This is a genomic window from Acinetobacter sp. SW-226, from assembly GCF_055632855.1.
The window spans coordinates 527778-540733 of sequence record NZ_CM145752.1; the positions used below are offsets into that span (position 1 = coordinate 527778).

Annotated in this window: 10 protein-coding genes and 1 tRNA gene; 4 read left to right on the forward strand and 7 right to left on the reverse strand. The window is 41.9% G+C overall.

Annotated features, from left to right (window positions below):
* The first annotated feature begins 89 nt into the window (after window positions 1-89).
* Complete coding sequence (locus tag ACZ8ZH_RS02575; protein ID WP_171405811.1) at window positions 90-764, forward strand: 4'-phosphopantetheinyl transferase family protein; 675 nt, start codon at window positions 90-92, stop codon at window positions 762-764.
* Between the two features lie 31 nt (window positions 765-795).
* Here ACZ8ZH_RS02575 and secF read toward each other — a convergent pair whose 3' ends face one another.
* From secF to queA, 7 genes are all read right to left on the reverse strand, one after another.
* Window positions 796-1767, reverse strand: coding sequence for a protein translocase subunit SecF (gene secF, locus ACZ8ZH_RS02580; protein ID WP_119064690.1), 972 nt, complete (start codon window positions 1765-1767; stop codon window positions 796-798).
* 11 nt (window positions 1768-1778) lie between these two features.
* Complete coding sequence (gene secD / locus ACZ8ZH_RS02585) at window positions 1779-3680, reverse strand: protein translocase subunit SecD (protein ID WP_470247837.1); 1902 nt, start codon at window positions 3678-3680, stop codon at window positions 1779-1781.
* A 55-nt stretch (window positions 3681-3735) separates the two neighbouring features.
* On the reverse strand, window positions 3736-4065 hold the full coding sequence (gene yajC, locus ACZ8ZH_RS02590) for a preprotein translocase subunit YajC (protein WP_004697692.1): 330 nt from the start codon (window positions 4063-4065) through the stop codon (window positions 3736-3738).
* A 104-nt stretch (window positions 4066-4169) separates the two neighbouring features.
* Entirely contained in the window at window positions 4170-5300 is a 1131-nt protein-coding gene (tgt, locus tag ACZ8ZH_RS02595; protein WP_086210446.1) for a tRNA guanosine(34) transglycosylase Tgt, read from the reverse strand.
* A 306-nt stretch (window positions 5301-5606) separates the two neighbouring features.
* Window positions 5607-6176 carry a LemA family protein gene (locus ACZ8ZH_RS02600; RefSeq protein ID WP_086210445.1) on the reverse strand — a complete coding sequence of 190 codons (570 nt, stop codon included), beginning with the start codon at window positions 6174-6176 and terminating at the stop codon, window positions 5607-5609.
* Window positions 6177-6202: 26 nt separating this feature from the next.
* Window positions 6203-7231: a hypothetical protein gene (locus ACZ8ZH_RS02605; protein ID WP_119064688.1), complete on the reverse strand. Its 1029-nt coding sequence runs from the start codon at window positions 7229-7231 to the stop codon at window positions 6203-6205.
* A gap of 8 nt (window positions 7232-7239) precedes the next feature.
* The gene (gene queA, locus ACZ8ZH_RS02610; RefSeq protein WP_119064686.1) at window positions 7240-8280 is read right to left on the reverse strand and encodes a tRNA preQ1(34) S-adenosylmethionine ribosyltransferase-isomerase QueA; all 1041 of its coding nucleotides are present in this window, start codon (window positions 8278-8280) and stop codon (window positions 7240-7242) included.
* 183 nt (window positions 8281-8463) lie between these two features.
* Between queA and ACZ8ZH_RS02615 the strand changes: the two genes are divergently transcribed.
* The 3 genes from ACZ8ZH_RS02615 (at window position 8464) to glnE (ending at window position 12926) form a co-directional block, all read left to right on the forward strand.
* Window positions 8464-8550, forward strand: a tRNA-Leu gene (locus ACZ8ZH_RS02615).
* Between the two features lie 280 nt (window positions 8551-8830).
* Window positions 8831-10099, forward strand: a complete 1269-nt coding sequence (locus tag ACZ8ZH_RS02620) for a sensor histidine kinase (RefSeq protein ID WP_119064684.1) — start codon at window positions 8831-8833, stop codon at window positions 10097-10099.
* Window positions 10100-10181: 82 nt separating this feature from the next.
* Entirely contained in the window at window positions 10182-12926 is a 2745-nt protein-coding gene (gene glnE, locus ACZ8ZH_RS02625) for a bifunctional [glutamate--ammonia ligase]-adenylyl-L-tyrosine phosphorylase/[glutamate--ammonia-ligase] adenylyltransferase (protein WP_086210441.1), read from the forward strand.
* Window positions 12927-12956 lie beyond the last annotated feature (30 nt).

Here is a 12956-nt window from a genome sequence, read left to right on the forward strand (position 1 = left end):
CAGGCATTAATGTTCTGATGCTGAAAAGCCCAAAGTGATCTTTGGGCTTTTTTATTTTATGATGCATGAAATGATGATAGGAAGGCAACGTGGCAAGGACAATACGTGTTGAGCTGAAAAAGATTAAGGACATTGTACAGGTGGATTACAATCTGTCACGTGTCGAGCAAATTGCACAGCGAAAACAAGCCATTTATCAATATCGCAATCAATCCTTATCTGAACAACGACAAATGATCGTTGATGATCATGCCATTGCACTGAGCGAGACAGGCAAACCCTATTGGGTTGATCAGCCTTCTTTTCATTTCAATCATAGTCACAGTCAAAATTACTATGCTTTAGCCATGAGTGAAAAAGTGGCTGATTTGGGCGTGGATGTTGAAGAGTTAAGTCGAAAAGTACGTTTTGGCGCTTTGGCTCAACATGCTTTTCATGTTGATGAACTTGAGCTATGGCAACAGGTTGAGCAGGAAAAATCCTACTGGTTTAAAGTTTGGACCACCAAAGAAGCGGTGCTTAAAGCATCAGGTTTGGGTATTCGTTTAAACTTAAATGAACTGAATACCCAAGCACATCCAATGCATAATGGTGGTATGTGTAATCATCCGCTCATTGGTAGTTTCGCCTATCAAAATTTTGAGTTGGGAGATGTGATGTTGACTGTGGCATGGCGGGCAGAGCAGTCCTGCCGTGGCTATGCGTTGCCTCAGATTGAGTTGATACAACAGCTTCATACCGATATAAAAAAGCCTCTCGATTGAGAGGCTTTTCTTTTGACGTAGCTATATGAGTTTATGGAATTTCATTTTCTTCTTCAAACTCAGGCTTCACTTGTACAATGAAGTCTTGACGGTTTAGACCACGCCATAAGGCAAAGGCTGTACCGATATAGATTGAAGAATAGGTACCCACAAAAACCCCGACAAACATCGCTACAGAGAACCATTTCAGACCATCACCACCGAGTAACATCATCGAGATCACCACCAGTAATAAAGTCATTGAGGTGTGAATGGTACGACGTAATGTTTCAGTCAATGCAATGTTAACGATTTCTAAAGGCGTTGCACCACGAATCTTACGGAAGTTTTCACGAATACGATCCGATACAACAATGTTGTCATTCAGCGAGAAGCCAATCAGGGCCAAAACAGCAGCTAAAACCGTTAAGTCAAACGGCCATTGCATCATGGCAAAAATACCGATGGTTACTACAACGTCATGGAACAATGATAGTACTGCACCCATTGCCAGTTTGAACTCAAAGCGAATGGTGACATAAACCAGCATCAGTAATAGAGCTAAACCCACAGCACCTGCTGAGCGAATATAGAGCTCATTACCCACTTGCCCACCGACTACATCAACTTTGTTGACAGAAGCCAAGTTACCTGGAAGCTGTACTGCTTGGGTAATGGTTTTGGTTAAGTCTTCTGCTGCTGTGTCTTCTTGTACAGGCATACGTACAATTAAGTCACGATCCGAACCAATGGTTTGTACCACGGGATCATGAAAGCCAGCTTTGGTTAGTGCAGCAGAGACATCGGCTGACTTTACTGGCTTACTATAGTTCAATTCGGCTGAAATACCACCAGTAAAGTCCAAACCTAAGTTAAGACCCTTGGTGAAAATGAAAAATAGGCTGCCAATCGTTAAAATAATAGAAAGAACGGCTGCAGGCAGCGCAATCTTCATAAAATTAATCACGCGATCGTCATCAGGACGGCCGTATTTTTTTGAAGTTTGTTGAGTCACATCAGTCATCGTCGATCTCCTTATATGCTCAACTTTTTCAAGTTTCGTTTTTTGCCATAGATGAGCTGTACAATTGCACGTGTTACTGTGATTGCAGTAAACATTGAGCAGACAATACCGATCATTAAGGTTACAGCGAAGCCTTTAATTGGGCCTGTGCCGATAGCAAATAAGATAAACGCAACCAAGAATGTGGTTAAGTTTGAGTCGAGAATGGTGTTATAGGCACGATCATAACCCGCCACAATAGCTTGTTTGGGCGATGCTCCCCATTTCATTTCTTCACGTATTCGCTCACAGATGAGGACGTTGGCATCGACGGCCATACCAATGGTAATCACGATACCTGCAATACCCGGTAGGGTAAGAGAAGCGCCAATCCAAGACATGACGGTTAAAATCATGGCTAAGTTGAAGACCAAAGCAAAGTTTGCAATTAAACCAAATAGACGGAAGAAGACCACCATCCAAATCGCGACGAGTAAGAAACCGATTTGAGTTGATAGAACCCCTTTATCAATGTTTTCTTGACCGAGACTTGGACCAACGACACGTTCTTCTACAAAGTACATTGGTGCAGCAAGTGCACCTGCACGCAGCATCAATGCTAGCTCAGATGCCTCTTGAGGAGAATCTAAACCGGTGATACGGAATTGTGAGCCGAGTACTGCTTGAATGGTTGCAGCGTTAATCACTACAGATTCTGCATACGGGGTACGGACTTCTGTTTGCGCACCAGTGGTAGGATCGGTGATATAGCTAATACGTTGTTTATTTTCAATGAACAACACGGCCATACGCTTACCTACCGCATTACGGGTTGCATCGGACATCAGTTTGCCACCAGCTGTGTCTAAGGTAATGTTTACCTCAGCACCGCCCGTGTCTTGGCTAAAGCCACTTGATGCATTTTGAACGCGTTCACCCGTTAAAATACGATTACGGTTTAACAGTAATTCACGTCCGCTGTCCAAAGATTGATAGGCAAAAAGTTCAGTGCCTGGTGGAAGCGGTTGCCCATTACTCTTGCCAGTATATTGGTCAATGACTTGATCATTCTGGTCAGAGACCAAACGGAATTCTAAGTTTGCAGTACGCCCTAAAACACGTTTTGCTTCGGCTGTGTCTTGTACACCCGGGAGTTCAACCACGATGCGGTTATTGCCTTGGGTTTGTACCAAGGCTTCTGCCACACCTAACTCATTAATACGGTTACGTAAGGTGGTTAAGTTCTGGTTTACCGCATAAGACTGAATTTCTTGGCGACGAACGTCGGTATAGGTTAAACGTAAGGTTGAACCTGTCGCAGTTGCGACCGCTTGCTGATTAAACTCATTGCCATTGCTACGTAAGTAGTCTTGAGCAGTCATGCGATCATCGTTGTTCGCAAACTGAATGGTAATCGTGTTGTTGTTTAATCCAAGACTGTTAAATTTAATCTTGTTGTCACGGAACTGTCGACGTAAGTCTGTCGCAGAGGTTTCCATGCGCTGAGAAATTGCTTTATCCATATCCACTTCTAACAAGAAGTGAACACCACCACGTAAATCCAGACCGAGCTTCATTGGTTTTGCACCAATTTTTTGTAGCCACTCTGGTGTTGTTGGTGCCAAGTTTAGTGCGACAACATAGTCATCACCAAGCCCACGACGTAGCGCCTCTTTGGCTTTTAATTGTGCTTCGCTAGAGTCAAGACGTAACAGTGCAGCATTATTACTAAAGCTGTTGTCATGGCTTGAGATACTTTCAGATTTTAAAATCTGCTCTGCTTTTTGTACGATGCTTTGGTCAATTTGGGTACCAGCTTTGGCACCAGAAATTTGAACCGCAGGTTCATCCGGATACAAACTAGGCAGGGCATATAATGTACTGATAATCAAAACCACGATAATCAGTAGATATTTCCATGCTGGGTAACGCATTCGTTTTCTTCTTAAAATGAAAAAAGTCGTGCGGATGCACGACTAATTTTTTTGATTAAAGGTTATTTAATGTGCCTTCAGGAAGAACTGAAATCACACTTGCGCGTTGGATTTTTACGTCTACACCACGGCTCAGTTCAACCACAGCGAAGTCGCCTTCGAGTTTAGTGATTTTACCCATGAGGCCACCAGCAAAAACAACTTCACTGCCTACACCAAGACTTTCAACCAAAGAACGGTGCTCTTTTGCACGTTTAGCTTGAGGGCGCCAAATTAAAAAGTAGAAGATGGCAATAAAAACAGCAATCATCAACAAGTTTGCGACCATACTTGGTTGTTGTGCAGCTTCACCCGCTGCGTGAGCTGTAGAAATAAAAAGGCTCATTTCAAATTCCTAAACTAAAAAAACGGTGATCAACGAATTGATCATAAATAGACTTGTTCTGCAATTTACCTTGTCTTTTTACCAAGCGCAAATGCTCACAACAATTAATCTTGGGGGCAAGGTGGAACTTCTAAACCACGACGTGCATAAAAATCTTCAACAAAGGCATCAAAGCGATCATTATCCAATGCGTCACGAATGTCTTGAGTGAAACGTTGGTAATAACGTAAGTTGTGAATAGTACCCAGCATTGAACCTAGCATCTCACCACATTTTTCCAAATGGAATAAATAAGCACGGGTAAAGTTGGTACAGGTATAACAGTCACAGTGTGGATCTAGCGGACTTTGATCATGACGGTATTTACTGTTACGGATACGGACTAAACCGTCGGTCACAAAATAATGTCCATTTCGGGCATTACGGGTAGGCATGACACAGTCAAACATGTCGACACCACGGCGGATGCCTTCCACGATGTCTTCAGGTTTACCGACACCCATCAGGTAGCGCGGTTTGTCTGCTGGCATTTTCGCAGGAAGATAATCTAGTACTTTGATCATTTCTTCTTTTGGTTCACCGACAGATAGGCCACCAATGGCATAGCCGTCAAAACCAACTTCAAGTAAGCCTTTTAATGACTCATCACGTAAGTCTTCATACATGCCACCTTGAATGATACCAAACAGCGCATTTTTATTTTCAAGCACATCATGATGTTGAGTCTTACAACGCTTTGCCCAACGCAATGACAGTTGTAGCGACTTTTGTGCTTCTTCATGCGTTGCAGGATATGGGGTGCACTCGTCAAAAATCATTACGATGTCTGAGTTCAGTGTGTGTTGGATGTCCATTGAGATTTCAGGAGACAAAAACACTTTAGAGCCATCAATTGGAGAGCGGAAAGTCACACCGTCTTCTTTAATTTTACGCATTGCACCGAGGCTGAAAACTTGGAAGCCGCCTGAATCGGTCAAAATGGGTTTATCCCACTTCATAAATTGATGCAGACCGCCGTGTTCTTTAATCACTTCAAGGCCAGGGCGCAGGTAAAGGTGGAAGGTGTTGCCTAAAATAATTTGCGCTTTGATGTCTTCAATGTCACGTGGGAGCATGCCTTTGACTGTACCATAAGTACCGACAGGCATGAACACAGGGGTTTCCACCACACCATGCTCTAAAGTTAAACGACCACGACGGGCGCGACCCGACTGACCTAATTTTTCAAACTTCATAAAAAATCCTAAACAAGAGCAAAGCACCGCTTGACTTGCAGTGCAAGAGCGAAAAAACAGTTCGCCGCTAAAAGGAGGCTATTTTCCTTGATTATGCAAATAAACACCAGTGTTGTAACACTTTTAAAGCAAAGCTTTTCTGTACGAAATAGTATGCGGTGACAACGGTTTTAATTTGAATGTATTGTCGGGGTGGAGATAGATTGTATCAAGCGGTGGTTGTCAGCAGTGCAGTCAGCGTAGAGGTTAAAAAAGGCACTCATTTAAAGTAAGTGCCTTTAAGCAAATATCGGTGTAATCACCCTGCTAATTAAAGTTTGGGCGGTAATCAAAATTTTGTAGCGCAACTGAGTCGCGGAACGGACGGACCGCTTTTTTGCCGACAGTCATGGTGTTGACAATGTTGTTTGGAAAAATTTGAATATGATTGTTAAACAGCTCGACATTGCGGTTAAAGATGCTGATCGCAGCACCGACATTTTCGTTTTGTTCCTCAATTTCATTCATCATTTTGAGATAAATATCATTGGCTTTGAGCTCAGGATAATTTTCGACCACGACATTAAGGCTACGCATTAGTTCTTGGTTTAAAGCTTCAATACGCTGTAATTGATTGACATCCGTATTGTTCAAGTTCAGGTTAAGAATGTTCTGACGGAGTTCAGTGACTTTTTCCAAGGTGCCTTTTTCAAAACTGGAATATTGTTCGACCAAAGGTTCTAGCCCATCTAAAATTTTGATCTTTTGACGTTCATAAGTAGCCACATCTGACCATGCGCGAATGGTTGCATTGTGGTGTCTGACAATATTATTACGAATGACAATCACGCCAAACACGATTGCAATAATAATCAAGAAGAAAATCAATAGCCCCATACGACCCTCTAACGGCAAAAATATCATTATTTTAAAAATTGCGTTAGATCGGATTCTAAACGCTCTAGATAAGGTAATTTAAAAGTACGTAAGTGTCCACGCAATGTCGAAATGTCATTGACTTTTTTTGCTTTACTGGATATTTCAAACAGGTCTTGCGGGCTGATATAGCACAAAATATTTTTTTCAGGATGAAAGAGTAAATCACCTTCACGTGATTGGAAGAAGTTAGCGACACGTAATACAAAAGCAGGTGATAGCAGTTTAGCCATGTGCATTTGGTCGGCACCAAAAAATTTGAGCCTTTGGTTGATTTGAATGTCACTGCTATGCCACGGAAAGCTATAAGGATAATAAAATTTTTTATTGTATGCTGTGATGGCAATTCCTTGAGTCGGTACATCAAACACAAAACATCCCCATAAGTCTTTGTGCACTTCTTTGACTTTCATCTCATTGCCATCTTTGTCTCGCACCCGAATTTCATCGACAAAGTGATATTGAAATAATAAGACCTGATGTTGTTGTCCGTCCTCATCCTGCCAAATCGTGCTGGCATAGTAGGGAATATCATTACTGATGGTTCCTTGGTTAAAGATCGGAAACAATTGTTTGAGTTGTGGGATAAAATACGCAGGTTGTAGCGGAACACCAATGTACTGCGGTGGTGTGAACTCATTGAGCTGATATTTTTTATGAATAATTTGCTTTTCGAGGTGGTCTATGACTTCCTCAAGGGCATCATCCTGTTCATAGCTTAAATAGGCCCAAAGCAAGCAAGCTAAGCCAAATAAAAAGCTAAATAATGTCCAAATATGTTGTCCTGCAAAAAACACAGGCACAATAAAAAAAATGCCGATTATTCCCAGTAGAATGGGCAACACATTTTCAAATTTAAGGGTAATCGGTGCTTTCCATGGATGCAACCGATCCAAGATTTCTTGGGCAGTGTCCGCACTCCGAGCAATGTCCCAAAGCCTGTCGATATTATCAAACACGACCTGATTCTTTTTACGTCGAATATGAATAGAATGTTTGATCGTATCGAGAGGCATGGTTCTTCTTATTTGGGTTGAAGTTGGTCGACTAACATGGCATCGCCATAACTAAAGAAGCGGTACTGGTTTGCAACTGCATGTTGATAAGCCATCAAAATATTATCACGATTTGACAGCGCTGAAACCAACATCAAGAGAGTCGATTCAGGCAGATGGAAGTTGGTGATAAGACGATCCACCACTTTGAACTCATAACCTGGGTAGATAAAAATTTGGGTATCTCCAGTCCAAGCTTTCAGTTCACCATCATGTGCCTGTGCTGCACTTTCAACCGCACGTGTCGCTGTCGTTCCGACAGAAATGACTTTATTACCACGCGCTTTGGTTTGACGAATAAGCTCAACTGAATGCTCAGGAACATCACACCATTCACTATGCATAATGTGATTGGCAATGTCATCGGTACGTACAGGCAGAAAGGTGCCAGCACCCACGTGTAAAGTGACAAACGTTTTTTGAATGCCTTTAGCTGCAAGCTGATCTAACAGTTTTTGATCGAAGTGTAGACTTGCGGTCGGTGCCGCGACACTGGCTAACTTGGTTGGATCATTAAATACTGTTTGATAGCGCTCGGTATCAATCGCTTCGGCTTCGCGGTTAAAGTACGGCGGAATGGGTAGTTGGCCGTATAAATCCAAAACATTGAGAATTGGCTGCGAAAACTCCACAATAAATAAATTTTCATGACGACCTAGCACCGTGACTTTAACAGCATCTGGGCCAATAAAAAGTTCAGCTCCCGCTTTGGGTGTGTTGCTGGCTTTTATGTGACAGTGTGCAATAAATGCATCTTGCATGCGTTCGACCAGAACTTCGACTGCACCACCACTAGCACGCTTACCTTTGAGACGTGCTTTCATCACTTTGGTGTCATTGAGCACCAATAAATCGCCTTCATTGAGTAATTCGAGAATATCGGTAAATTGGTGGTCGTGGTATCGACCTTGTGCATCGAGGTGTAAAAGACGAGAAGCACTGCGCGTGTTTAAAGGATAACGAGCAATGAGTTCATCGGGGAGGTCAAAATTAAAATCAGAAAGTTGCATGATGGAAAAGCAGCGTCAAAATAGAGGATATAAAATTGGCGCTAGTATATGCTTTTTTGGACATGAACGCTGATATTGCACAAATATAAAGCTAAAAAAGCACATGTGACTTAAAAATAGACAATTGTCATCAACTTACGTTGACAAGTTTTTCAAAAAGTTTAATATACGCATCAACACCTTCCCGAGGTGGTGAAATTGGTAGACGCGGCGGACTCAAAATCCGCTGTCAGAGATGACGTGTCGGTTCGAGTCCGACCCTCGGGACCAAGATATTAAAAACCCCAAGCATATTCAGTCTTGGGGTTTTTTATTGCCGGAAATTTATGGCTGAGGCTGTTGATGACTTGAAATTATAAAAGTACAGATAAATCATGTTTTTTCAAATAGTAAAATAAATCCAAAGATAAAGTCTCGCCATAGTTGATTTTTTTGTTAAATGCCATCATCGTATTGTTGTGTTTTTATATTGTTTTAATAGTGAAAGTTTGCTAATACATAGAATAAATAATGGGTTTGTGCCGATAAAATCACAAAAGATGAGGCAGAAATGGGTATTCAATTACTGGAAATCGGGTCTGATACAGAACAATTAAGTGCTTGTCACTTATCTTTATTATTGGGTGTAAATACTCAAGATAACAAAATTCAAAGCTTCCTTAAGTTTGCAAGAAAAATTTTGCGAGCAAGAACAGCGATTTTAACATTTATAGATGAGCCTTATATTTGGTATGTTGCTCAAAATTCCTTTAACGCTGTTCATCGACCCGCTGAAAGCAATTTTTCAGTTTATTTTGATGACCATTTCTTTATAGATGTACAACATCCAAATTATAAAAAAATGTCGCAATCTCTCTCCGATTTGGGCTTTGTGCATCATCGAATGGTCGCAATAGACTTAAAAGAGGATGCAAAGTCGATTGGTCAGTTGATTTTGTTTGATGAGCAACAGGATGCTTTTGATCGAGATGCGATTGACAGTGTGAAAGAGCTTGCAATGAGTTTTCTTAATATTCTGTATTTGCGTATGGAAAATGCCGAACTTAAGGAGTTATATGAACAGCAAGTGGCTATGAATGTCAGTAAAACCAAATTCTTTCAAATTATTGCACATGATTTAAGAGCACCATTTCATGGTTTAATCGGTTTCTCAGAGGTGTTGGCTGAAGAGCGTGAGAGTTTGGATGAGTTGGGTATACAAAGTATTGCAGACTATTTACATGATACTGCCCAATCGACTTATAGCTTGTTAGAAAGCTTGCTGAATTGGGCTATGGCGGAGGGAGGGCGTTCTTTCTACCATCCGATTCATTATAAACTTAAACAGTCTTCACAAATTGTCTTTGATGTACTAAATGGTCTAGCGGTCAATAAAAATATTCAACTGATCGACCGTGTCCCTGATGATTTAAGAATTTTTGCCGATATCAATATGGTGACTTCTGTCATTCAGAACTTGGTCTCAAATGCACTCAAATTCACCCATATGCATGGCAATGGTGTGGTAACGATTGATGCCAAACAGCGCGATGACTTTATTGATATTTATATTCAAGACACAGGTTTAGGCATGACGCATGGGCAAATTGAATCATTATTTGAACCGAAGTTGACGATTAGCTTTAAAGGTACAGCGGGGGAAAAAGGTACGGGTCTAGGATTAGTACTCTGCAAACGTTTCGTTGACTTAAATAAAGGCGAAATTTCTGTAACGTCTAAAGAGGGCGTTGGGTCAACCTTCATCGTCAGCTTACCGCGCTCAAACAGCGCACACCAAGCTTTGTCTTTGGTTTCGCCCCAACAAGAATTTATTGAATAATCATGTTTTCTTTATAAAAATAATTCGCTTAATATCATGATCTGCTGTTATAAATAACCAAAATAATGTGAAAGGGTCGATCATGAATGCTGAGCAATTGCAAAAGACATTGCGCGCAAGTCAATATGCTGAACAAGTCCTATCTATACATCATATTGATATCGAAAAAGATTATGCTATTGATCAGTTTTCTCAGCCACTGACGACCGAACAAATTTTTGCTGTAGTTCAGCAGACTTTACAAGATATAAGTGATGAAAATACATGGATGCGCGCACTCCGTGTTTTACGGGCACGCCTCATGTTTCGTTGGATTTGGCAAGATGCCAATCAGTTGATTGATGTGATGACCTTGACGCGCGAGCTCTCTGATTTTGCTGATGCGGCGATATGCGTTGCTAAAGAATTTGCATTAGTACCCTTGATTGCTAAATATGGGCAACCTGTAGGCTATAACCATAAACTTCAAGATTTAATCGTGGTTGCGATGGGGAAACTCGGTGCACAAGAGCTGAATTTGTCCAGTGATATTGATCTGATTTTTGCCTTTGACGAGCAGGGTGAAACAGATGGGCGCAAGTGTATTGATGTACAACAGTTTTGTATTTTGTGGGGACAGAAGCTGATTTATTTGCTGGACCATATCACTGCGGATGGTTTTGTTTTCCGTGTAGATATGCGTTTGCGTCCTTGGGGTGACGGTTCAGCACTGGCGATTAGTCATGCCGCTCTGGAAAAATATTTAAGTCAGCATGGGCGCGAGTGGGAGCGCTATGCGTGGATCAAGGCGCGAATTGTTACGGGTGGAAAAGAGGGGAATGCGTTATTGGGCATGACTCGTCCTTTCGTATTCCGTAAGTATGTCGATTACACTGCTTTTGAAGCCATGCGCGAAATGAAAGCCATGATTGAGCGTGAGGTGCTACGCCGTAATATTGAAGACGATATTAAGTTAGGTGCGGGCGGTATTCGTGAAGTCGAATTTATTGTACAAGTGTTCCAATTAATTTATGGCGGGGCAAAATTAGAGTTACAAGACCGTCAATGTTTAGTCAGCTTGCATCATTTGGGTGAAGTGGGTCTACTGGATGGGCAAGCAGTCAATGAGCTAGAAGATGCTTATTTGTTTTTGCGCCGTGTAGAGCATGCGATTCAAGCCTTGAATGATCAACAAACCCAGTCTTTACCAACAGAACCTGAACTGCGTCAGCGTATGATTGATACTTTGGGCTTCGCAAGTTGGGATACATTTATTGAGTATTTAAACCAAAAGCGCGCCAAAGTCATTTACCAGTTTGAGCATTTAATTAAAGAAAAAGAACATGACCCTTTTGTGGAAAGTTTTAGTCAACTTGAGACGCGTTTAAATGAAGTCTTGGATGAGGGGGCGAAAAATCTTATACACGAGTTTTGGCATGGTCATGCGTTAAAAAAATTGCCTGCCAAAGCGGTACAACGTTTAAAGATGTTTTGGCCACATTTGATTGAAGCGATTTTACAGTCAGATAAACCACAAGCCGCATTGCTACGTCTCATGCCCTTGGTGGAGTCAGTGATGCGACGCACCGTATATTTGGTCATGTTGATTGAGAGCAAAGGGGCTTTACAACGCTTAGTCAAAATGGCAACGGTGAGCCCATGGATTTGTGAAGAATTAACCCATTATCCAGTGCTGTTGGATGAATTCTTGTCAATGGATTTTGAGCTGCCTCGCCGTCAAGATTTGGAAGATTCGCTACGTCAACAGTTACTCCGCATTGAGCTGGATGATGTTGAAGACTTGATGCGTGTACTGCGCCTATTCAAAAAATCCAATGTGTTGGCAGTCGCGGCTAGCGATGTCTTGGCAGAAAGCCCATTGATGAAAGTATCTGATGCTTTGACGGATATTGCAGAGGTTTCGGTCAGTACAACTTTGAATTTGGCTTACCAAATCACCGCAAAGAAACATGGTTATCCGCTTGATACGGACGGTCAACGTTGTTCGATTGATCATTTGGCATTTGCAGTCGTGGGCTACGGTAAAGTTGGCGGGATTGAGCTGGGTTATGGCTCAGACTTAGATTTGGTCTTTATTCATTATATGGATGAGCAGGCTGATACTGATGGGTTAAAGGCCATCAGTGGATTTGAATTTGCCATGCGGGTAGCTCAGAAATTTATGTCACTAATGACGACTCAAACGCTTGATGGTCGGGTTTATGAAATTGATACCCGCTTACGTCCATCAGGGGAAGCTGGGGTATTGGTGACGAGTTTAAAGGCTTTTGAGCAATATCAATTGAAAAGTGCATGGATGTGGGAGCATCAAGCATTGGTGCGTGCTCGTTCGATTGCAGGTGAGGCCAGCCTACGTGATAAGTTTGAAGCACTGCGTTGCCAAATTTTGACGCAACCGCGTGATGAAGAAAATGTACGTGCAGAAGTGTTGAACATGCGTCAGAAAATGAAAGACCATTTGGGTTCTTCTAAAGAACAACAAAAAGATGGAATTTTTCATTTAAAACAAGACGCAGGTGGTATCGTCGATATCGAATTTATGGCACAGTATGCTGTGTTGGCGTGGAGTGGGTCTCATCCAGATCTTGCCCATTATTCCGACAATGTACGAATCCTTGAAGACGCCGCAAAAGCCAGTTGCTTATCCAGCGACGATGCGACCGCATTGATTCAAGCTTATCTCAGTGAACGAGCCGAGAGCCACCGCTTAGCCCTTGCGAATCAATCCATGCAAGTAAATGCTGCGGACTGGCGCGATACCCGAGTGATCGTTTGCAAATTATGGCAAAGATTAATTGATCCAAGCTCAATTGTGAGCATTGGGTAACATGACTGTGTATATAAATTTGGAGTGTGT